The 21,015-nt window shown below is 60.4% G+C and carries 19 protein-coding genes; 3 read left to right on the top strand and 16 right to left on the bottom strand.

From position 1 onward, the window contains the following. The first annotated feature begins 242 nt into the window (after positions 1–242). Both GSQ92_RS02775 and GSQ92_RS02770 read left to right on the top strand, forming a co-directional pair. Entirely contained in the window at positions 243–1,730 is a 1,488-nt protein-coding gene (locus GSQ92_RS02775) for an FAD-dependent oxidoreductase (RefSeq protein WP_158804027.1), read from the top strand. 220 nt (positions 1,731–1,950) lie between these two features. Then, positions 1,951–2,967, top strand: coding sequence for a site-specific integrase (locus tag GSQ92_RS02770; protein WP_158804028.1), 1,017 nt, complete (start codon positions 1,951–1,953; stop codon positions 2,965–2,967). 60 nt (positions 2,968–3,027) lie between these two features. Here GSQ92_RS02770 and GSQ92_RS02765 read toward each other — a convergent pair whose 3' ends face one another. The 8 genes from GSQ92_RS02765 to GSQ92_RS02730 all read right to left on the bottom strand — a co-directional run bounded on the left by GSQ92_RS02765 (position 3,028) and on the right by GSQ92_RS02730 (position 11,742). Then, positions 3,028–3,837 (bottom strand): ABC transporter ATP-binding protein, encoded by an 810-nt coding sequence (locus GSQ92_RS02765; protein ID WP_159012968.1) that lies wholly within the window; start codon positions 3,835–3,837, stop codon positions 3,028–3,030. Positions 3,838–3,854: 17 nt separating this feature from the next. After that, entirely contained in the window at positions 3,855–5,195 is a 1,341-nt protein-coding gene (locus tag GSQ92_RS02760) for an ABC transporter substrate-binding protein (protein ID WP_158804030.1), read from the bottom strand. A gap of 85 nt (positions 5,196–5,280) precedes the next feature. Beyond that, positions 5,281–6,357, bottom strand: a complete 1,077-nt coding sequence (locus tag GSQ92_RS02755) for a branched-chain amino acid ABC transporter permease (RefSeq protein WP_158804031.1) — start codon at positions 6,355–6,357, stop codon at positions 5,281–5,283. A gap of 3 nt (positions 6,358–6,360) precedes the next feature. Further along, on the bottom strand, positions 6,361–7,242 hold the full coding sequence (locus GSQ92_RS02750; RefSeq protein ID WP_159012967.1) for a branched-chain amino acid ABC transporter permease: 882 nt from the start codon (positions 7,240–7,242) through the stop codon (positions 6,361–6,363). Between the two features lie 11 nt (positions 7,243–7,253). Next, a complete protein-coding gene (locus GSQ92_RS02745) occupies positions 7,254–8,024 on the bottom strand; it encodes an ABC transporter ATP-binding protein (protein ID WP_159012966.1) in 771 nt (256 codons plus the stop codon). Positions 8,025–8,034: 10 nt separating this feature from the next. Continuing rightward, positions 8,035–9,456, bottom strand: a complete 1,422-nt coding sequence (locus tag GSQ92_RS02740; RefSeq protein ID WP_159012965.1) for an LLM class flavin-dependent oxidoreductase — start codon at positions 9,454–9,456, stop codon at positions 8,035–8,037. Between the two features lie 380 nt (positions 9,457–9,836). Next, positions 9,837–10,595 (bottom strand): SDR family oxidoreductase, encoded by a 759-nt coding sequence (locus GSQ92_RS02735; RefSeq protein WP_158804035.1) that lies wholly within the window; start codon positions 10,593–10,595, stop codon positions 9,837–9,839. A 34-nt stretch (positions 10,596–10,629) separates the two neighbouring features. Further along, positions 10,630–11,742: an alkene reductase gene (locus GSQ92_RS02730; RefSeq protein ID WP_159012964.1), complete on the bottom strand. Its 1,113-nt coding sequence runs from the start codon at positions 11,740–11,742 to the stop codon at positions 10,630–10,632. Between the two features lie 178 nt (positions 11,743–11,920). Here GSQ92_RS02730 and GSQ92_RS02725 point away from each other — a divergent pair, with 178 nt between their 5' ends. Then, the gene (locus GSQ92_RS02725) at positions 11,921–12,805 is read left to right on the top strand and encodes a LysR family transcriptional regulator (protein WP_159012963.1); all 885 of its coding nucleotides are present in this window, start codon (positions 11,921–11,923) and stop codon (positions 12,803–12,805) included. Positions 12,806–12,807: 2 nt separating this feature from the next. Here GSQ92_RS02725 and GSQ92_RS02720 read toward each other — a convergent pair whose 3' ends face one another. The 8 genes from GSQ92_RS02720 to GSQ92_RS02685 form a co-directional block, all read right to left on the bottom strand. Further along, positions 12,808–13,587 (bottom strand): ABC transporter permease, encoded by a 780-nt coding sequence (locus tag GSQ92_RS02720; RefSeq protein WP_158804038.1) that lies wholly within the window; start codon positions 13,585–13,587, stop codon positions 12,808–12,810. Then, positions 13,584–14,546, bottom strand: a complete 963-nt coding sequence (locus GSQ92_RS02715; protein ID WP_158804039.1) for an ABC transporter ATP-binding protein — start codon at positions 14,544–14,546, stop codon at positions 13,584–13,586. The genes GSQ92_RS02720 and GSQ92_RS02715 overlap by 4 nt, the downstream gene beginning before the upstream one ends. 84 nt (positions 14,547–14,630) lie before the next feature. Then, a complete protein-coding gene (locus GSQ92_RS31525; RefSeq protein ID WP_371418532.1) occupies positions 14,631–14,996 on the bottom strand; it encodes a YkgJ family cysteine cluster protein in 366 nt (121 codons plus the stop codon). A 58-nt stretch (positions 14,997–15,054) separates the two neighbouring features. Continuing rightward, positions 15,055–16,653, bottom strand: a complete 1,599-nt coding sequence (locus GSQ92_RS02705; protein WP_158804041.1) for a serine hydrolase — start codon at positions 16,651–16,653, stop codon at positions 15,055–15,057. A 67-nt stretch (positions 16,654–16,720) separates the two neighbouring features. Then, entirely contained in the window at positions 16,721–17,746 is a 1,026-nt protein-coding gene (locus GSQ92_RS02700) for a Gfo/Idh/MocA family protein (protein ID WP_158804042.1), read from the bottom strand. 12 nt (positions 17,747–17,758) lie between these two features. Next, entirely contained in the window at positions 17,759–18,586 is an 828-nt protein-coding gene (locus GSQ92_RS02695; RefSeq protein WP_158804043.1) for a carbohydrate ABC transporter permease, read from the bottom strand. Further along, a complete protein-coding gene (locus GSQ92_RS02690) occupies positions 18,586–19,515 on the bottom strand; it encodes a carbohydrate ABC transporter permease (RefSeq protein WP_158804044.1) in 930 nt (309 codons plus the stop codon). Before GSQ92_RS02690 ends, GSQ92_RS02695 begins: the two co-directional genes overlap by 1 nt. Before the next feature lies 1 nt (position 19,516). Next, the gene (locus tag GSQ92_RS02685) at positions 19,517–20,953 is read right to left on the bottom strand and encodes an extracellular solute-binding protein (RefSeq protein WP_158804045.1); all 1,437 of its coding nucleotides are present in this window, start codon (positions 20,951–20,953) and stop codon (positions 19,517–19,519) included. Positions 20,954–21,015 lie beyond the last annotated feature (62 nt).

Genomic DNA, 21,015 nt, shown 5'->3' with positions numbered 1-21,015 from the left:
TTCGCCAGACCGGGATCGCTTCTCCGATCCGTCGCTAACCCTACGTCGCTCGACATATTTCAGCGAAGATTGGGCAAAAAACTAAAAGGTCGGAAAGCACAGTGCTTCCGAGGGTCCGAGATAAATATGAAAAAGTTTCCGCTTCGGCAGTTTTTCCAACCGTTGTCGCCGAGAATCTCCTGCGTCTTTGGTTCGCTCAATCATACGGTGGACTGGCTCAAAACATTGCCGGCTCATCGTCCATGAGGCCGGGACTTATCGGCCGCATCGCACGTCGCGTCGATGCCGCACCCGGGACAGTGACCCGCCGCCAATTATTGCACGGGACGGCAGCGACTGGCGCCGGCCTGATGCTGGGCGGCCGCCTTGCCAAGGCGAAGATCGCCGCCTCGGCGCCCCATGTCATCGTCGTCGGGGCAGGCTTTGCCGGCCTCAGCTGCGCCTTCCAACTTCGCAATGCCGGCGCTCGGGTGACGGTGCTGGAAGCCCGCGATCGGCTTGGCGGCCGCGTGCTGTCGTTGAAGAATTTCATCGAAGGCCGGGTGATCGAGGGTGGCGGCGAACTCATCGGGTCGAACCATCCGACCTGGATGGCCTATGGCAAGCATTTCGGGCTCGAGTTCCGTGATGTGACAGAGCCTGAGACCGACAAGGCGCCCATCATCCTAAATGGGAACAAATATGCGGGCCAGGAACTGCGGGCGCTCTGGGGGCAAATCGCGCATGCTCTTTCCTTCCTAAATGCGGATGCCCGCAAGATAAACCTGGACCGACCGTGGCAAACGCCCGATGCGACACGTCTCGATCACACCAGCCTGGCCGCGGCCTTCGCTTCGTTCGATCTGGACGATGTCGCACGACACGGCGCCCTGACGCTGCTGGGCAATGACGACGCGTCCTGGCCGAAGCGATTCAGTTATCTGGCGGCCCTTTCCTGCATCGCTGGCGGCGGAGTTGAGAAGTTCTGGACGGAGACGGAGGTTTTCCGCTGCATCGGCGGCAATCAGCAAATGGCGTTCAAACTGGCCGAAGCGATCGGCGAAGACCACATTCGCCTGGGGGCGCCGGTCGTCCGCATGCGGCTAGGCAGGCTGGGAGCTGCGGTGGAGCTGGCTGACGGGATCACGGTCGAAGGCGATCTCGTCGTGCTGACCGCTCCACCCAGCACCTGGAACAACTTCCCCATCGAGCCAGGGCTTCCTCCGGGATATCAGCCATCGACCGGCCCGACGCTCAAATATCTCTCCAAGGTCTCGCGCCCATTCTGGGAGCGGAGCGGTCTTATGCCCAACGCGTTGACCGACACGCCCGTCGGCGACACCTGGGAAGGCACCGACGGGCAGCGGTCGAATGCGGAAGAGCCGGCCTGTCTCACCGTGTTTTCGGGCGGACAGGCGGCGCAAGACTGTCTGGATTTCCCTGCCGCGGAGAGAAGCCAAAAGTTCAAATTCTATCTCGACGCGATCTATCCCGGCTATTCGGCCCATGTGGAGAAAACGATGTTCATGGCTTGGCCGAACGAAAAGTGGACCCAGTGCGGCTACTGCGCACCGAGACTTGGCGAGGTTACCTCCATCTATCCGAACCTCGAGAAAGGCTTTGAGGGGCGGCTATTTTTCGCCGGGGAATATACCAGCCTTCTTTTCACCGGTTATATGGAGGGTGGCCTCAACAGCGGCGCAAAGCTGGCGAGAAAATTGGCGATTTCGCTTGGTCTCCAGGTTGAGTGACAGTCTCTTGCGTCGAACTCCTACAAACAAGATCGAGCAAGCGCGGACATCGCGCCATCCCACGCGCATCACTCGCCACACCCTCAAACCAAGGGCTGTTTGGCGACCGGCGAGCTGGCTCCTTCACCTCCGTTTCGCCTCAGACTCGGCAAATTGTCAATACGTGATAACGAACCTTCTCGCGTATTGACGGTTACATTTATCAGTGCCAGGTTTCGTCATGACCAAGAACCCAGTGGTTCCTCGTTCGCCCGAATCGGCCGCGGTTCGCCGCCTCGATGAGGCAGAGCCCGCGCTCACCATCAGAGCGGCGAGGTCAATCGCACGCTCGCAGGTCTACCAAAACGCGGCTGACGCATCATCGACGCTGCGCGCCTACAAGGCCGATCTGGCGAATTTCAAGACATGGTGCCTCGAGCGCGGCCTCGACCCCATGCCCTCGACGCCGGAGATCGTGGGCGCCTATTTGGCGGATGCCGGTCGGGGCTACGCGCTGTCCACCTTGCGGCGGCGGGTCGCCGCCATCGCCCGCGCGCATCGGATGACCAAGCAGCCATTGGATACCCGTCACCCCGCGATCCGCGAGACCTTGCGCGGTATTGCGCGAACCCATGGCGAACCGCCTCGCCGGTCGGCGGCCCTTACCACAGCGGACATCAAACGCCTCCTGGCCGCCTGTGGCGACGATATGGCGGGTCTTCGAGACCGGGCGCTTTTCCTGCTCTGCTTCGCAGGGGCTCTTCGCCGTTCGGAGGCGGTCGGGCTGGATATCGAGCATGTGACCTGGGTTCCAGAGGGCATGCGCATCCTCATCACGCGCTCCAAGACCGACAAGGAGGGTGCGGGTGCCGAGATTGGCATCAACCATGGGCGCATCTCACTGACCTGCCCCATAGCGACTTTGAAAGCGTGGCTGGAGCAGGCCGAGATCGTCTCCGGCCCGATCTTCCGCAAAGTCGATCGCTGGGGCGCTGTGCATGCAGGGCGACTTGACCCTGATGCAGTGCGGCAAATTCTGAAGAAACGCGCGGTGCAGGCCAAAATCAGCGGGACGATATGGGAGCCGATCACGCCACACGGTATGCGCGCCGGTTTCGTGACGACCGCCTATAAGAACGGCGTTCCAGATGAAGAGATCATGGGGCATACCCGCCATCGAAGTCTGACGACGATGCGCAGTTACGTGCGCCGTTCCAAGCTGAACACGTCGAGCCCCGCGGGGAAGCTAGGCTTGTGAGGAATCCAGCACGAGCTGACTCGCGCTGATCGAGCACTCAAGGTTGCAGGCTAGGGCGCTTCAATGTGCAAGCTGGCTGCGGCGCTCACGTCGTTTCGCGGCGCCTCCGCCTAGATAGATGTCTTTGATATCCGCCCGCTCCGACAATTCAGTTGCCGTGCCAGATACCACGACGCGGCCATTCTCCAGCACATGCGCGGTATCGACGTAGTGCAATGCGATATTGGCGTTCTGCTCGGAGACGAGAAATGTGACGCCTTCCTCGCTATTGAGCCTACGAATGATCTCGAAGATTTCGTGCACGACTCTCGGCGCCAAACCCATCGATGGTTCGTCCAACAGCATCAGGCGCGGCCCAGTCATTAGCGCGCGGCCGATCGCGACCATCTGCTGCTCGCCACCCGAAGTGAGCCCAGCGCGGATATGCCGCCGCTCCCTGAGGCGCGGAAACCGCGTATAGGCGCGATCCAGTTCCGTGCGCAGTCGGCTCCGCGAAAGGCGGCGAACGAAGCCGCCCGTCAAAAGATTTTCCTCAACGGTCAGGTGCTGAAAGCACTGTCGCCCTTCCAGCACCTGAGCGAGGCCCTGCGCCACCAGTTGCGACGGATGGGTCGCGAGAACCGATCGTTGTTCCCAGGTGATCGCGCCTCCACTTACCGCTCCATTCTCCGCTCCCAAGAGGTTGGAAATCGCCCTCAAGGTTGTCGTCTTACCCGCTCCATTCGCGCCAAGCAGGGCCACAATCGCCCCCTTGGCCACGTCGAAAGTCACCCCGCGCAGACCGACGATGGCCCCGTCATAGACCGCCTCGACCTCGTGAAGACGAAGGAAGACGTCCCTTCCGTTCGCCACATCGCCTGAGCTGCGCATCGGCTTGTTCCCGGTCCTCAGCTTTCGGTCGCGCAATCGCGGGGGGTTTCGCTCTTCTCCTTCGCGTAGGCTGCCGCCTTCTCATCAATGAGCGGCCGCAAGCTGGACCGGTCGGCCTGAATCCAGCCGCTCACGGGTGTCCAGGTCTTGCCGTCCCATTGTTGCACCCGGAGTGCGCCGCCGCCCTCATGGTCACCACAGGACAGCTTCAACGGCTGGAGCAAGCCCGTCACGCCGAGTTCCGCGAGTTGCCTCTCGTCGATATTCAGATGCTCGATTCCGTATTTCCCCTCCGTCCCGTCAATTGGGCGATTTCCGAATTTGAGGTGGGCGGTATGTAGAACCTCGATCGCGACGATCGCCTGGACGACGCCAGAATTGTAGTAGACCGTGCCGAACCGCGCCTTATCCTTGAGGTCGCTCTCGCCCTTGTCGAGAATGTATTTCTTCAGCTCCTGATGGATCGGGAAATTGGTGCCCGCCGGATAGGTGGTGACCGCAAGCACTCCCTTCGCACCGGCGCCGGCGGGAATGACATCATCCTCAGAGCTGGACCATACGTCTCCTATGATGTGGTCCGCTGGGAAGCCAACCCGGGCCGCGGTCTTGATGGCGACGGGGGTTTGAATTCCCCAGCCGCGCAGGAAGACCCAATCAGGCTTGATTTCGCGAATTCGCTGCCATTGCGCCGACTGCTCGACACCTGGATTTGGATTCGGAATCTCGATGTCATCGAAGCCATATTTCTTTGATAGCAAGGCCAGCGGCCCGAGCGTCTCGCGACCGTAAGCGGAGTCGTTGTATAGGGTAACGATCTTCTTACCCTTGAGGTTGGCGAAGCCGCCCTCTTTTTGCGCGATGAAATTGATGACGCCCGAGGCCTCGCTGTAGAAGGTCAGCATGATCGGGAAGTTCCACGGAAACACAGCGCCGTCGGTGGCCTCAGTTCGCCCGTAGTTCATCGTGATCATCGGGATTTTGTCGGCGACAACCTTGTCCGTCAGGGCATAGGAGATTGGCGCCGAGAACGGCAGGATGAAGGGCACCTGGGATCCGTTCCGACCGCCCTTCAGGCGTTCGTAGCATTCAACGCCCTTCTCCGCGAGCCAACCCGTCTCGCATTCCTGAGTGACGATCTTCACCCCGTCCACGCCACCTTTTTGTTCGTTGTAGTATCGGATCGTATCGAGGAAGCCGGCCCAGATACTGACACCGCTTGGTGCATAAGGTCCGACGCGATAAGTAAGAAGCGGCAGGTATTGCTCTTGCGGCCCCTCGGCCGCGAGCGCTGATCCCGCGAAACCGGCACTGAGTGCGAGCGCTCCAGCCAGTTTCGCGCCTTGAGAGAGGAAGGACATGATGTCTCCGTTGGTGCGTTTGAGTTGGGTTACGAAACGTTGGTTGTGACTTCGTGGGCTAGACTTGCGACGGCGACCGCCGCGATCACCTCGCAGGCCTTCCACGCCGAAGCCGATCGCTCAATTTCGTCAGATAGGCGGCCAGTCCGCGAGGCTCGCGCGTCAGAAGGTAGATGATGAGAGCGCCGAACACGATGTCGTGGAGGTTCTGCAAAAGACCCGTGTCGACCGTGCCCCCGAATATTCCGACGGCCACGCGGTCCAAGAAGATCGGAAACAGCAGAATGAATGCCGCGCCGACGAAACTTCCCATCACGCTGCCGAGCCCCCCAATAATGATCATGAAGAGGATCTGGAAGGACCGGTCGATGTCAAAAGAATGCGCATCGGCGGTTCCGAGATAGGCAAATACCCAAAGCGCCCCGGCAATGCCGAGAATGAAAGAGCTGACGGCAAAGGCGAGCAGCTTGGTGCGGGCTACAGGAACGCCAATGATGGCGGCCGCTGTATCCATATCGCGAATCGCGGTCCATGTTCGGCCGGTCTGGCTAAGCACTAGATTCACCGTCATGACCGTCAGCACGGCTACAGTGACGGCGGTCAGCAGGTAGCGGTGAACCGGCGAGGATAGATCCGTGCCGAAAATCTCAAGACGTGGCGCGGAAATCGAGCCTGAGGAGGAGTTGTTGGAAAACCAACCGTAGCCGTTGAAAAGCCACTCGACAAAGAATTGCGCGCCCAATGTGGAGGCAAGTAGGTAGAAGCCTTTGACCCGCAGACTCGGTAGACCGAACAACACACCGACGACAGCGGCGGTCGCTCCACCCAAAAGGAGCGCGATGGGCAGAGGAAGCATCGGGAGTCGCAGAAGAAAATTATAGCTCGCGAAGGCGCCGACCGACATGACAGCGCCGGACCCCAATGAGGCCTGCCCCGCATAGCCGGTCAGCACGTTCAGCCCCAGGGCGGCCAAGGACAGCACGAAAAAGGGGATCAGAATGGCGTTGAACCAGTAATCATTCCCAAGCGCTGGGATGACGCCGAACACCAGCACCGCTCCGGCCAAAAGCGGCACGAGTTGCCGTGACTGCGGACTCCAACCCGCAAGTCCCGCTCGCGACTGACCGACAACCACCGTCGCGTCGCTTCGATCGCTCGGCATCACCTAGACTCTCTCGATTTCGCGCTCGCCGAAAAGTCCGGCGGGTCGCACCAATAGGAAGATCAGCGCCAGGACATAGGCGAACCAGGCTGAAAGGCCGCCGCCAATGAGTGGGCCGAGATACAGCTCTGCTAGGCTCTCGCTGGCGCCGACGATCAACCCGCCAAGGACCGCACCCGGGATAGAGGTAAATCCGCCGATGATGAGTACCGGGAGAGCCTTTAAAACAACGAGACTAAGGGAGAATTGCACACCCTCACGGGCGCCCCATAGCAGACCGGCGACAAGGCCGACGAAGCCCGCGACTGACCAGACGATTCGCCAGATCCAGTCGAGACGGATGCCGACAGACTGCGCCGCGAGCTGGTTATCCGCCACGGCGCGAAGAGAAATTCCGATGCGCGTGCGCGTGAACAATAGCGACAAGCCAATCACGAGAATGCCGGAGATGCCCGCTGCGGCCAGGTCGAACTCGCTGACCTGGATCGGCCCGACATCGATGGGCACATCCGGAATACCGAGATCGAGCGCATGCACATCCGTCCCCATGGCCGCCTGCGCTACGCCGGCAATGACGTAGCTAAGTCCAAGCGTCGCCATGAACAATGTGAGATCGGAACGCCCCGTGAGCGGGCGCAACACGACTCGCTCCACCAGGACAGCGGTCAGAATCATGAGCAACAAGGCTATGGCGCCAGCAAGCCAAAAAGGAACGCCGTGCTCGGTCAGCGTCACGAAAGCCAGAGCCGCGAACAGCAGCATCGAACCCTGGGCGAAATTGAAGACGCGGGAGGCCTTGTAGATCAAGACGAAGCCGATTGCGACGAGGGAATACATGACTCCAGCCAGGAGGCCGCCGACAAGAGTTTCGACAAAGAAATCCACGGCCGGGCGCTCTAATGCACTGTGCCGAGATAGGCGGCGATCACTTCGGGATCGTTGCGTACCGCTTCAGGGGAGCCGTCACCGACCTTGCGCCCATAGTCCAGCACAACCACCTGGTCGGATAGGTCCATGACGACGCCGACATCATGCTCGATCAGCAGCATCGTTGTGCCGAGCGTGCGGTTGGTGTGGCGTATGAAGCCGCTCATCTCTTCCTTTTCGTCCTGGTTCATGCCGGCCATGGGCTCGTCCAGCAAAATGAGTTTAGGCTTTGCGACCAGAGCCCGCGCGAGATCGACCCGCTTTTGCACACCGTATGGCAGCGTGCCGGCGGCAGCGTCGCGATGAGGTCGGATATGCAGAAAGTCCAGCACCTGCTCTGCACGCTCGCGCATTCGTGCCTCTTCGCGTCGTCCCCGCGGCAGACGAAACGCGTGGCTCAACGGACCGGTGCGGGTATGGCGCGTCAGGCCGGCCATTACGTTGTCGAGCACGCTCATATGCTTGAACAAGGCATTGTGCTGGAAGGTGCGCCCGATCCCGAGTCGCGCCGCCTTCAAGGGGCGGATCCGTTCAAACCGCGTGCCGTCGAAGACGATACGCCCGGAATCCGCGCGATAGACGCCATTCACGATGTTAAGTGCCGAACTCTTTCCGGCTCCATTCGGGCCGATCAAGGCGCAAACCTGCCCAGCCTGAACCGTGAACGAAAGATTCGTCAGCGCCTTCACACCCTTGAAAGAGAGCGAAACATCATGCAGGGCGAGGAGCGGCTTGGTCATCGCGAACTGGCTATACCGCGACAAGCAATTGCGACTTTGCGGTTTCGGCCTCTCGCCGATGAATCGCCGCGAGATCGCGAAATTGCGCACCCGGATGATCACTGGATAGATAGGCTTCGCCGCCGAACAATTTCTCCCGCAGCGTACCAGGCTTGTAGTCGGTCGGGTAAACGCCGCGCCGCTGTAGTTCGGGCACGAGTAGGTTGACCACATCCTCGAAGGATTCCGGCGTTACCGCATAGGCGAGATTAAACCCGTCCACATCGGTATCCTCAACCCATTCCTGAAGAATATCAGCAACAGTGGACGGCGAGCCGACGATGACGGGGCCAAGGCCGCCGACACCACCCCATGCAGCCAATTCCTCTACTGTCCACTTCTTGTCCGGGTCGCCTTCGGCTAAGGCATCGACGATCGAGACAATCGCATTGGTTTCGGCTTTTCTCACCAATTCCGTCGGGGCATATTGGCCAAAATCGATCCCAGTCCAGCCGGACATGAAGACGAGTGAGCCGTCATAGCTGGCATAGCTGCGATATTCCTCGAATTTTGCCGCGGCCGCCGCGTCCGTTTCGCCCAAAATAACGGTTTGAAGGTTATAGACGTAGAGCTTGCGGGGATCGTGGCCAGCGGCGGCGGCACGCTTGCGAACATCGGCGACATAGGTGCGCAGCACCGTCTTGGTGGGAGCCGCCACGAAAACGCATTCCGCATGCCTCGAGGCAAAATCGCGGCCGCGACCAGACGCACCTGCCTGGTATAGAACCGGCGTGCGCTGCGGTGATGGCTCGGAAAGATGATAGCCGGGGACCGAGAAGTATTTTCCCTGGTGGCGAATCTCGTGGACTTTTGACGGGTCGGTGAAGATGCGCCGGCCGCGATCGCGCTGCACTGCCCCTTCTTCCCAGCTTCCTTCCAATAGCTTGTAGATGACCTCAAGATATTCATCCGCGACTTCATAACGGTCGTTGTGCCGCGGCAATCCGGCGGTGCCTGTGTTACGGGCTCCGCTCTCGAGGTAGGAGGTGACGATGTTCCAGCCCAGCCGGCCTTTCGAGTGATGGTCGGCGGTGGCGAGCCGGCGGGCGAAAGGATAGGGGTGCTCGAAGCCGGTGGAGGCCGTGATGCCGAACCCCAGATGCTTAGTGACCAGAGACATCGCCGAAACGAGTTGTATGGGATCGTTCACCGGAATTTGCGCCGCCTGCTGAATGGCGTGATGCGCGGTGCCTTGATAGACGTCGTAGTAGCCGATGACATCGGCGACAAATATGCCGTCGAATATCCCGCGCTCCAATATGCGAGCGACATCCGTCCAGTATTCGAGATCCTTATACTGCCAGGAGCGATCTCGGGGATGCGCCCAAAGTCCTGGCGACTGGTGCCCGACGCAATTCATGTCAAAAGCATTGAAGCGGATTTGGCGGGTCATAGGTTGCGATCCGTTGCGTGTTCGAAAGAGACCGACATGCGCCAAGCTCCGTCGCCATCCCGAGTGTCGGGCCAGCATCGGCTACGGCGGGCGCTTCACACGATTGAACTCTGTTCTATCGTTAGTCAATAGGACATATCACACGCGAGAGTCAGTTAAATGATCTAGCTATCTAAAATAGTGAGATCGTCACAGGCCGGTCTCGACGGGAATAAGTGATTGAGTTTGTGCCGACGGCTCCAGGTGAGCGTCAGAAGGTCGGCATCTGAGGAAAGCCACGCGCCATGGTGGCGACGAAAATCCACGTGCCACGATAAGCGCCCCTTATACGGCAAACGCCTTTCTTTTATGAGCTGGGGGACGCGTGCCAAGCAAGCGGCTCAACCGCCCGCGAATAGCGCCGTCATCTGCGTATTGAATTGATCGACAAAGAAATGCTCGTTCGGGCCGGCATTCGCCCGAAGCGGTTTGGCGGCTTCGACCAGGATCTCATCCGCATCAGTCGCCAATACGGCGATGGTCTGCGCGACGAACTGCTCCAGCGGCATGGCTTGCTCGGCTTCTTGGCTGTTCATGAGTTCGGTACGGACCCAAGGGGGCGCGATCTCAAGCACCCGAACCTTTGTCTCCTTCAGCATGAAGCGCTGCGAGAGAATGTAAGAATGAAGTGCTGCCTTGGTGGAGGAATAGATCGCCGTCGGCGCCATCGGGACAAAACCGAGAACCGATGTGGTGTAGGCCACGACAGCATCGTCCTGGCCTTTGAGGTGCTCGATCAGCGCTGACGTCATGCGGATCGGGCCCATCAAATTGGTGGTGATGGTCGAAACCATCATCGCGTCGTCGATCCTGCCAGCCGCTCTATCAAGTTGCATGATTCCAGCGTTGTTGATGAGAACGTTGAGGCCGGGATGGTCGGCGATCAATTGCCTGGCCACCTGTTCGATATTGGTCGGATTTGCGATGTCGAGATCGACAGCTTGCATGCCGGGATTGGCCGCGATCATCTCGTCAAGATGGCTGCGACGCCGCCCGGCAATGATGACCTTGTTGCCGAGTTTGTGCAGCGCTTCGGCAAGGCCCCCGCCAATGCCGGAGCCGCCGCCAGTGATGAAGATCGTGTTGCCTGTGAGTTTCATGGAATGTGTTCCTGGGGGGTTAATTGATCGGCGATCAGGCGGCCGCGCCGAAACGGGCGTAATCCGTGTAACCCTTGGCCTCGAAGGTGTAGATGGTGTCCCGGTCGTGGGGGCTGAGAGGCAGGCCTTTGCGGATCCGGTCGGGAAGATCCGGGTTCGAGACGAAGTGGCGGCCGAAAGCCACGAGATCCGCATCACCCTTCTCGACGATGGCCGCCGCCGTTTCCGGCTCGAAGCCACCGGCTGCAACGATCCTGCCCTTGAAGATCGTTCGTAGGTGCTCGGCGGCGACTGGTGCCTGTCCTTCGGCCACAACCACGTTGCCCTTCACGCGGGGCTCGATGATGTGGAGATAGGCGAGGCCAAAGCGGTTCAGTTCCCGGGCCAAATAGTCGAACAAAGCGCGCGGGTCGCTGTCGCCCATGCCGTTCCAGCGCCCATTTGGCCCGATCCGGACGGCGGCGCGGTCCGCGCCGAAGACTGACGTCACTGCTTCGGCGATCTCTAGCAACAGCCGCGCCCGGTTCTCGATCGATCCGCCATAGGCGTCGGTTCGCTTGTTGCTGCCGTCCTGGAGGAACTGATCGATGAGGTAGCCGTTCGCCGCATGTACCTCGGCGCCATCGAAGCCGGCTGCCTTGGCTCGTTCGGCCGCTCGGGCGTAGTCCGCGACGATGCCGGCGATCTCACCCACCTCCAGCGCGCGATGCGGCGAGGGCTTCACCCAGCCGCCGGGCGTTGAGGTGAGATGAGAGGCCTCCTGCCAATAGGCGGGGTCGACCGAGGCCGAAACAGGCTGCGGGCCGCCGGTCACATCGACATGCGACGACCGGCCGGTGTGCCATAGTTGGGCGAACATCCGCCCGCCCTTGGCATGAACCGCGTCGGTAATCGCCTTCCAGCCCGTGACCTGCGCGTCGGTATAGAGGCCCGGCGCACCGAACCAGCCGCGCGCCGAGGGCGAGATAGTTGTGGCTTCGCCGATGATCAGGCCGCCTTCCGAGGCGCGCTGACTGTAGTAGGTGCGCATGATATCGCTGGGAACGTCGCCCGGTTGACCGGAGCGCGAGCGCGTGAGTGGGGCCATGACGACACGGTGCGCTAGTGCGACCGCGCCGATCTGCACCGGGGAAAACAACTTAGACATGAGGCACTCCTGATTGCGGTTAGGGGTGAGGCAGATGACCTCAGCCAAGTTAGGTTCTCCCGGCGCCGCTTGAAATTGGGCTGCCGTTTGGAACATTCCGGACAGTGATGTCCGCAATTCACTGGATTTCTGGGTCAAGGACGGGCAGCAGGACGAGTATCGGCACGTTGGAGACACGATGGATCGGCTCGGCCCGCTGAACGCCTTCATCCATGCCGCGGAAACGCGCAGCTTCACGGCGGCGGGCCAAGCGCTCGGCATCTCGTCTTCGGCGGTCGGCAAAGCCATTGCCCGCCTGGAGGAACGGCTAGGCGCGCCGCTCTTCCATCGCAGCACCCGAAACATCACCTTGACGCCGGAAGGTGGCCGCTTCCTCAAGCGATGCCAGACGATCTTCAGCGAGATCGAGGCCGCGGAGCTGGAGATCGCGCAATCCACCGCGCCCAAAGGCACTCTGCGCGTCAGCCTGCCGCTGATCGGGATGCTGATGACGCCTCCCCTCGGGGCTTTCGCGAAGGCCTATCCCGAGATCACGCTGGAACTCGACTTTACGGACCGGCTGGTCGATGTGATCGAGGAAGGGTTCGACGTTGTAATGCGGACCGGCAAGGTCGCTGATTCGAACCTAAAAATGCGCATGCTCGGCACCTATGGCTACGTGATCGTCGGCTCCCCGGCCTATCTCGCCAAACGTGGCATCCCCCGCGAGCCGGAAGAGCTCGTCGGGCATGACTGTCTGTTTCACCGCTGGACGGCAACCGGAAAACTCGAGCGCTGGATATTCAGTCGCGAGGGTGCGGAGTTGGATTTTCAACCGCCCGCCTCGACCGTCGCGAATACGATGGAGCCGCTGATCGGACTGGCCGAGCAGGGACTAGGGCTGTTTTACACGCCGAGCTTCACGGTGCGTCGGCAACTCGCCAACGGCACCCTTCGTTCCGTGCTCGACGCTTCCCTGCGCAGTTCCGGTACGCTGCAGATCCTTTGGCCGCCGAGCCGGCACGGCTCGCCCAAGATCAAGGCTTTTGTCGATGTCATGGCGCGCACCGTCCTGGCGAGCTAGCGTCACGGCTTGAGGCGATATCCTGTTCTGAACATCCACCAGAGGACAAGCACGCACAACGCCACAAAGCCGCCGGTGAAGGCCAGGCTGATGCCGACGCCTACGTCCGCGGCCCCATAAAAGCTCCAGCGAAAGCCGCTGACGAGATAGACGACCGGATTGAACAGGCTGATCGTCCGCCAGGGCTGCGGTAGCATGTCGATCGAATAGAAGGCGCCCCCCAGAAAGGTAAGTGGCGTAACTAACAGCGATGGCACGATGGCGAGCTGTTCGAAATTCTTGGCCCAGATGCCAATGATGAAACCGAACAGACTGAAGGCGACCGAGGTCAGCACCATAAACGCAACCATCCACGCGGGGTGAAGGATGTGGACGGGGACAAAGAACGTCGCCGTAGCGAGAATGATGCAGCCGATCGCAATCGACTTCGTCGCGGCCGCGGCGATATAGGCGAAGACCGCCTCGAGCGACGATAGCGGCGCTGACAGGATCTCAAAAATTGTCTTGATGAACTTTGGAAAATATATGGCGATCGATGCGTTGGAGATGCTTTGAGTGAGGAGCGAGAGCATAATCAGTCCGGGGACGATGAATGCACCATAGCGCACCCCTCCGACATTTTGGATCCTCGAGCCGATCGCGCCGCCAAAGACGATGAAATAGAGGGCCGTCGTTATCACCGGAGTCGCCACGCTCTGCCAGATCGTGCGCAGCGTGCGAGCCATCTCGGTGCGATATATCATCCACATTCCAATGTGGTTGATCGCGCGCGGGCCTCTCATGCCGCATCTTCTAGCAGTTTGACGAAGATATCTTCGAGCGAGCTGCGTGTCGTTTCAAGATCCTTGAAATCGATGCGCATTTCCGACAGCCGATTGAGGAGTTGGGGAATACCCGTGGTCTCTGCATTAGCGTCGAAGCTGTAGGACAGCCGCTGCCCGTTATCTTTAAGCTCAAGCGCCCAGTCACTCAGTTCCGCGGGAATCGTTTCCATCGGAAGCTGCAGGACGAGAGTCAGCCGCCGCTTGCCGAGCTTTTGCATCAGCTTCGCGGTTTCCTCGACCAGGATGATCTTGCCGTCATTGATGACTCCGATGCGGTCTGCCATTTCCTCCGCTTCTTCGATATAATGAGTCGTAAGGATCACAGTGACGCCCTTCTTCCGCAGATTGCGAACCAAGGCCCACATATCGCGCCGCAGATTTACGTCGACGCCAGCTGTGGGCTCATCCAGGAACAGGACCCGCGGCTCATGACTGAGTGCTTTAGCAATCATCACCCGGCGCTTCATCCCGCCGGATAGTTCAATGACGCGGGTCTTACGCTTCTCCCAAAGAGAAAGATCCCGCAGCAGACGTTCAATGTAGACGGGATCCGCTCGCTGGCCGAATAGGCCTCGGGTAAAACAGACGGTGTTCCAGACCGTCGCAAAGATATCGAGCGCTATTTCCTGGGGGACAAGGCCTACCTTGGCGCGAGCGAGGCGAGAGTCACTCGTAATATCATGTCCATCGACGAGGATTTGGCCCGACGTCATAGTCACGATGCCGCAGACAATGCTGATTAATGTTGTCTTGCCCGCACCGTTTGGGCCAAGCAGCGCGAAAATCTCGCCCTCATCGATTGCGAGGCTGACGTTGTCTAAGGCAACAAGACCAGACTGATAGCGCTTTGTAACCGCGGAGATCGACAGAATCGAAGCTGCGGAGGTTGTTGACGCAATGCTTGTTTCGGCAGCCATTCTTTCCCGCCCTTGTAAAGGCGTATTTTAGCAGACCTTTGCGCCTAGTAAACGGGCGGTGGATTGGGCTTCAACCTGTGGCGCTTACTCCTCTGCTGCTTCCTCAGCGCGCAGGCGGCGAACAGGTGTCTGTACGAAGCGTGCATATTCATAGACTGTGGGATCGTTTTGCTCCCAGCAAAAATAGCCCCGGCAATCAGCCGGCCGCGCGGGATAGACGGTGCAACGCCGATCGCTGCCTAGAAATTGGCAAGTCTCGTATCCGGCCTTGATACGCTTACGCCCGGCGCGCGTTACATGGACGATGTGTTTCGCCTCGAACGCTCGAGCCGAGATACCCAGGAAGCGCGAGAGTTTTGTGATGTCCGAGGGCGATACTTCTACATAGCCCGCCATTCTGCAGCAGAGCGCGGGGCATTTCAGGCAGTCAAGTGGGGACGGGTCTTTCATCCTCTATGTATGGATTGCGGACCGGGGGTCGTCCAGCTCTTCGCTATCTGGAGCGGCGTCAGCGTCTGACGAATGCGTTCCGGCCACTGGTGGCGTAGAATTCATTGGAGAACGCAGAAGCTCGACCGGAGCCACCCACCTTGAAGGTTATCGCGGAGACGGAACCATCGGGGGCATTCTCGCCGTCGGGGGTGTAGACGAAAACGGAGCCGTCCCAATGTCGCAATGGGTATTGCAGCCCCTTGGGGCCAATCCTCAGCGCAAGACCGTCTCCGCGTCCTAAGATCTCAGCGGGACCATAGTAGTCATTTTCATAGAGGCCCGCGTAGTTCTGCAAGTTTGACGGAGGTGCAGCCCCTGGTGGTGGCGATTTGCCTACGAGAGAGCCGGTTGGGGCGGAGATCCCTGCCACAAGTCCGCGATAGGCCGGCAGCCAGTCCCGCGTGACCCTGCCAAACTGCACAAGGTCGGCGAATGACGCAGACAAAGCCTCGACGACACCCACGGGGAAGGCATTGCTGAGAACAATGATGCCAAGTCCCAATGATGGAATGAGCACGAAATTGGTTGCTGCGCCCAGGTAGAAGGCGCCTGAATGGCTCATGGTGACGCGCCCGGACGGCTGAATTCCCACGCCAAACCCGTAGCCATAAAGACCCGGCCGCGCCGTCATGTCGGTTCCATGGTCGGTCACAATCCGCGCCGTCACTGCGGGGAGTAGCGCTTCCTGAGCGACAATCCGCTTGCCGCCGTAGGTGCCACCCTGCAGCACCATCGCAAGCCACAGCGCCATGTCGCGCACCGACGAACTGACACCGCCGGCGGGGGATTGCGCATCCGGCTGGCGTTGGTATTTGGCCACGAACAGATCGCCGGTTCTGATATGTCCGACCGCCCGGTTCGGACGTCGTTCGAAATCCGCGAAGCGAGAGCTGGTCGATGACATGCCCAGCGGCCCGTAGACGGCTTTTTCCGCAAGGTTCGCCCAATCGGTCCCCGCGGCGACGGCAGCAGCCTCGGCGGCCGCCGTGACGCCAAAATTCGTATAGTCGTATTCATCGCGGAAGGAGTGCAACGGCAACCATCTGAGGCGCTCCAGCACTTGCCGGCGGTCGTAGCCGAGATCCTCCAAATCGTCGCCGGCGTGATCCGGCAGACCCGAACGATGGGCGAACATGTCACCAAGCGTGACGTGGCGGGTGATCCACCTGTCATTCAGCGCGAACCACGGCAGGTGCCGGATGACCGGTGTGTTCCATGCAATGCCCCCGAGGCCGACTTGCTGCGCCACGACTGTCGCGCTGACGGATTTCGACACCGAGGCGAGCTGGAAGACGGTGTCGGCGTCTACGGCGTCGGTTGTGCCGGTCTTTCGTACGCCGAAGCCTTTCGCATAGACGGTCTCGCCATCTCGCACCACGGCCACCGCGAGACCGGGGACTCCGCTTCTGCTCAGCAGATCCTTGGTCAAGCCGTCCAGTTTTGCGATTGCCTGGTCGATTTGGCCGGGCGGCACAGCAACGCCGACGGTCTGAGAAGGAGAGAGCGAGGGATCCGGCAGCGGCTCGGCGGCGGATGCTCTGGTCGCTATGGCAAAGCTCAGGCCGGCGCCGATCTTCGCGGCTTGCCGCCGCGCAATCAAAGGTAGCGTTGGCATCGTCCGGATCCCCCTCGGTTAAGGCTTTTGACCAGCCAAGCGGGATGCGCACAAGGCCAGATGCGACCTACCTGATTGAAACGGTCGCGCCGGTGCGAGCGGCTTCTTCGATCGCGGTGAGAATCTCGGTCGCCGCAAGTCCGTCTTCCGCGGTTGCGAGCAGCGGGCCATCCGCTACCACGGCATCCACGAAGCGGGCGATCGCCTCATAGACAAAGCCGCCAATACGGCCGGGACCTGCGGGGACTGCGCCGAAGAGATCGGCAGAGCGCAGCCCACCGCCCGTGAACTTGCGGAAGGCGCCGTTATCGGCCGTATTGACCTGCACGGCTCCCTTTTCACCGACCAATTCCATGCGGAAATCATAAAGCATGGGCGAGTCCGGAGGCAGGACCCAACTGTTCTCCATTGAGATGACGGCGCCGGATCGCATCTGCAGGATAGCAAGATGGACGTCCGCCGTATCCACGCCGAGGCTACGGAGATGCCCGTCCCGCCGCACCGCCTGCACGCGCTCCACCTCGTCGCCGGTCACAAAACGCAGGGCATCGACGACATGGCTGCCGAGGAACCACAGCGCCGAGGACCGGCTTGCCCAGCTCAACATCTCGCGCGGGACAAAGGTCGTGTTGCTAAGGCGAATGAAACCGTGGATCGGTCGTCCCAGCTCACCGGAGGTGACGGCATCATGGAGGGCGGCCACACCGGGATTTACCCGGTTGTGGAAGTCCAACATGAATTTGCGGCCGGATGACTTCACGGCCTCTGCCACGCGTTGCGTTGCCGCCAAATCAGTTGCGAGCGGCTTCTCACTCATCACGTGCTTGCCAGCGGCGAGAGCCCTCAGGATGATGTCGCTATGGGCGAAGTCGGGCGTCGCCACGGTCACTGCCTCAACGGCGGGATCGGCCAGAAGTTCGCCGAGATCCGTATATGCGCGCCTGGCACCGAAGCGCGTCTTCATCGCTTCCGCACGTCCAGCATCCACATCGCATACCGCGACGAGCGCGGCTTCAGGCAGCGTCGAGAAGACGCGCGCATGCTGCGAACCCCAAAGCCCGGCGCCAACCACCGCAAAGCCAGTCTTAGCCATCGGACGTCGCTCCTATCCTTTGATCGAGCCGAAGGTGAGACCCCGCACAACATAGCGGCCCATTACGAGAAAGATCAGCATCGGCGGCAGCATCGCCGCGACGGCGGCCGCCCCGATGTTGTTCCAGGTGATGCCCGCGCTGCCGAAATAGCCGAGCGTGCCGATCGGCAGCGTCGCGGTGTCCTGGTCGCTCAGCACGAGCGGAAAGGCCGCGTTGTTCCAGGCGAAGACGAAGGCAAACATGGCGGTGACGATTAGGCCCGGTGTCGCAAGTGGCAGAGTGATATGCCACCATATCTCGTGCAGGCGTGCCCCATCCAGCGCCGCCGAGGCTTCAAGGTCGGCCGGAATATCGTCGAAGAAGCTCTTCAGGAGCCAGACAGAAAAGGGCACCATGATCGTTTGCAGCACCAGCACCATCGCGAGATAGGTGCCCGTCAGCCCGACCGCCGTCGCGACCAGGAAATACGGAATCAGGAAGGCAACCGGCGGCGCCATCAACAAACCCAGATACCAGAGCATCAGGTTCTTTCGGCCCCGAAAGGTGAAGCGGGAAATAGCGTAAGCCGCCGGGATCGAAAATGGAAGATTGAGGAGCACCGCGCCCCCCGCCACGATCAGGCTGTTGAAGAGTTGCCGCGCATTGGTTCCAGGGTTCACGAAAGTCTCGTAGAAGGCATTCCACTCTGGCCTGAAGAACAACACGGGCGGCATCTGGAACGCGGTCTCTGGCGGCCGGATCGCAAGCAGGAAGAACCATAGGATGGGGCCGATGAAGACGACCATCAGCAGCAGTAGGGCGGCATAGAGCCAAAGCTTCAGCACGATCCCACGCGACATCACACGATGTCCTTGAAGGCGAAGACGGCAAAGAGCGCGATCAGAACGTTGACGATGATGACGATCAACCAGGTGCTGGCGCTGGAAAGCCCGATGTTGAAGTCAACAAGTCCTTGCTGATACAGATTATAGGAGAGTGTTCGTGAGGCCGACCCAGGGCCGCCGCGTGTCAGCACCAAGACCAGATCGAACAGATTGAAGATCTGCATCAGCCGCAATGCCGCGACGAAGGCCATCGGCTTGCGAATCATGGGTATTGTGATCCGGCGCAGGATAGTCCAGCCGCCCGCGCCATCGATGCGCGCGGCTTCAACGATCTCGTCGGGAACAGAGAGCAAGCCAGCGAATAAGACGATGGCGCAAAAGGGTGTCCACTGCCAGATATCGGCCGCCAATACTGCCCAGAGCGCCGTGTGTTCGTTGCCGAGCAGACCCTGCGCTGGCAGCGGCAAATGAGCGGTCCGGATGAGCCAGGGGATCAACCCACCCTGTGCGTCGTACATATATCGGAACAGGAAGCCCGTCACGATCGGCGCGATGGTGGTCGGCATGATAAGGAGCGCGCGGCAGAAGTTCATGCCCACCAGCCGCACAGCCAGCAGATGCGCGATCGCGAGGCCAAGCGCGACCTCGATCGCGGTTCCGACAACCGCGATGGTGAGCGTGTGTCGAAGCGCTTCAACGAAGTCAGATTGCTCGATCGCCGCACGGTAATTCCCGAGCCCGATGAAGCCGAGCGGCTTCGGACTCATCTGGAGATTCCAGAAGCAGAAGCTGTTGCGCAGCGAAAAGACGAGAGGGAAGGCGACCAGCGCTGTCAGCAGGATGATCGACGGTGCGATGAGGATGAGGGGCAGTCGTTGCCGCCGTCGCTTTTCACGCGACGGCGGTGTGGTCCGAGCGCCATCCGCATAGGCGACGGCAGCCATGTCAGGCCATTGAGGCAATGAGCTTCTTGGTCGCGTCAAGCGTGTCGTCGTAAGACGGGAGCTGGTAGGGCAGGAGGTAGTTGCCTTTCAGCACATTGTCGAACAGATCCGAGGTCGCCGAGAGCGCCACGCTCGGGCTCGAATTGCCGGCGAGCACGCGGTTCAGGTTGAGGCCGTAAATTCCCTCGAGCGTGGTGTAGACGGGCGCCGGCGGCCGCACGATTTTGCCGTTGGATTGTTTAAGCAGGGCGAGCTGCAAGGGCAGGTATGGATAGAGTTTTTGCAGATCGGCGTCATCGTAGAGTGATGCGCGGCCGAAGTCAGAGAATTGATGTCCGAATTTATCGACCAAGGCCATCGCCTTCTGCCCCTTGGCCGAAGTCGCCCATTTGATGAATTGCCAGGCGTTGTCTTGGTTGGGAGCATAGGACGGAATTCCGAGGCTCCAGCCGCCGGCGCTGATGACCTGCGGATGTTTCGGATCATGCGGCAGTGTGGCGAAGCCGATCTGATCGCCGACCGGGGAGGGTTTCCCGGTCATATAGCCGTCACGCTGCGTCAGGTAGAAATAAGGCGTCCACCAGTAGAACATGCCGATATCGCCATGGGCGAAACGCATGCCGGCCTCAAACCAATTGAAGTTGATCGCCTCCGGCGGCGACAGTTTGTAGAGCTGCTCGTACATCGTCAGCGCCGCGACATTTTCCGGCGTGTTGATCGTCGGCGTGAAGTCCCATTTCCCCTCTGGAAATTCCTTAAACCAGTGCACACCCATGCTCGCCGCCAGCTGGGTGTACATATGGACGATAGGCTGCGGCTGCGAGCCGGCGACGACCGTGCCGAATAGCTTCTTGCCACCGACCGTTGCGCCGTCGAGCTTTTTGATCAGGTCGAGATAGGCGTCCCAGGTAAATGAAGCCGGATCCGGCATCGTCAGCTTCTGCGCTGCAAAGGCATCCTTGCGATACATCACACCCTGGCCGTAGGATGCGATCGGCAGAGTCGCGAAATGGCCGCGCCACGTGTTGAGCGAATAGAGAACCTCGGGAATGAAGTCCGCCAGATCGAGATCCTTGTCGCCCTTCATCATCGCATCGAGCGGCATGATCCAGTTGCTGTCGAGATATTGTCCCGTCCACATCTGATCGACGGTCACCACGTCAGCGTCCGGCTTGCGCGCGATGGACGACGAAACCAGGCGCGCCTGCAGGGCGTCGTAGGCGAGGTTCTCGAGTTCGACGGTGATGCCGGTCTCGGCTTCGAATTGGCCTGTGACCTCGCGCAGAGCGTAGTAGAAGGGATCCGCCACAACGAGAACCCGCACGACCTTCTTGCTCGCGGCGATGGCCGGCCGAGCAAGGGGTGCAGCCGCAAGCGCCGTCGCCAGTCCCGCCTTCATTGCTGTGCGCCGAGTAACTGTACCGGAATGGTCCGCCATAGATGCTGCTCCCTCTAGAAGTAGTGGATCGCCGCTCCAGAAAACTCTATTTATGCGGAGCA

This window comes from Acidisoma sp. S159 (assembly GCF_009766125.1).
GTDB lineage: Bacteria > Pseudomonadota > Alphaproteobacteria > Acetobacterales > Acetobacteraceae > Acidisoma.
The sequence above is the reverse complement of the archived record's forward strand: the minus strand, read 5'-3'. Positions and strand labels throughout refer to the sequence as shown.

Bases quoted from the DNA above. Each gene is read 5' to 3' on its own strand.
- GSQ92_RS02775 (WP_158804027.1), top strand. From the start codon at position 243: ATGAGGCCGGGACTTATCGGCCGCATCGCACGTCGCGTCGATGCCGCA.
- GSQ92_RS02770 (WP_158804028.1), top strand. From the start codon at position 1,951: ATGACCAAGAACCCAGTGGTTCCTCGTTCGCCCGAATCGGCCGCGGTT.
- GSQ92_RS02765 (WP_159012968.1), bottom strand. From the start codon at position 3,837: ATGCGCAGCTCAGGCGATGTGGCGAACGGAAGGGACGTCTTCCTTCGT.
- GSQ92_RS02760 (WP_158804030.1), bottom strand. From the start codon at position 5,195: ATGTCCTTCCTCTCTCAAGGCGCGAAACTGGCTGGAGCGCTCGCACTC.
- GSQ92_RS02755 (WP_158804031.1), bottom strand. From the start codon at position 6,357: ATGCCGAGCGATCGAAGCGACGCGACGGTGGTTGTCGGTCAGTCGCGA.
- GSQ92_RS02745 (WP_159012966.1), bottom strand. From the start codon at position 8,024: ATGACCAAGCCGCTCCTCGCCCTGCATGATGTTTCGCTCTCTTTCAAG.
- GSQ92_RS02740 (WP_159012965.1), bottom strand. From the start codon at position 9,456: ATGACCCGCCAAATCCGCTTCAATGCTTTTGACATGAATTGCGTCGGG.
- GSQ92_RS02735 (WP_158804035.1), bottom strand. From the start codon at position 10,595: ATGAAACTCACAGGCAACACGATCTTCATCACTGGCGGCGGCTCCGGC.
- GSQ92_RS02730 (WP_159012964.1), bottom strand. From the start codon at position 11,742: ATGTCTAAGTTGTTTTCCCCGGTGCAGATCGGCGCGGTCGCACTAGCG.
- GSQ92_RS02725 (WP_159012963.1), top strand. From the start codon at position 11,921: ATGGATCGGCTCGGCCCGCTGAACGCCTTCATCCATGCCGCGGAAACG.
- GSQ92_RS02720 (WP_158804038.1), bottom strand. From the start codon at position 13,587: ATGAGAGGCCCGCGCGCGATCAACCACATTGGAATGTGGATGATATAT.
- GSQ92_RS02715 (WP_158804039.1), bottom strand. From the start codon at position 14,546: ATGGCTGCCGAAACAAGCATTGCGTCAACAACCTCCGCAGCTTCGATT.
- GSQ92_RS31525 (WP_371418532.1), bottom strand. From the start codon at position 14,996: ATGAAAGACCCGTCCCCACTTGACTGCCTGAAATGCCCCGCGCTCTGC.
- GSQ92_RS02705 (WP_158804041.1), bottom strand. From the start codon at position 16,653: ATGCCAACGCTACCTTTGATTGCGCGGCGGCAAGCCGCGAAGATCGGC.
- GSQ92_RS02700 (WP_158804042.1), bottom strand. From the start codon at position 17,746: ATGGCTAAGACTGGCTTTGCGGTGGTTGGCGCCGGGCTTTGGGGTTCG.
- GSQ92_RS02695 (WP_158804043.1), bottom strand. From the start codon at position 18,586: ATGTCGCGTGGGATCGTGCTGAAGCTTTGGCTCTATGCCGCCCTACTG.
- GSQ92_RS02690 (WP_158804044.1), bottom strand. From the start codon at position 19,515: ATGGCTGCCGTCGCCTATGCGGATGGCGCTCGGACCACACCGCCGTCG.
- GSQ92_RS02685 (WP_158804045.1), bottom strand. From the start codon at position 20,953: ATGGCGGACCATTCCGGTACAGTTACTCGGCGCACAGCAATGAAGGCG.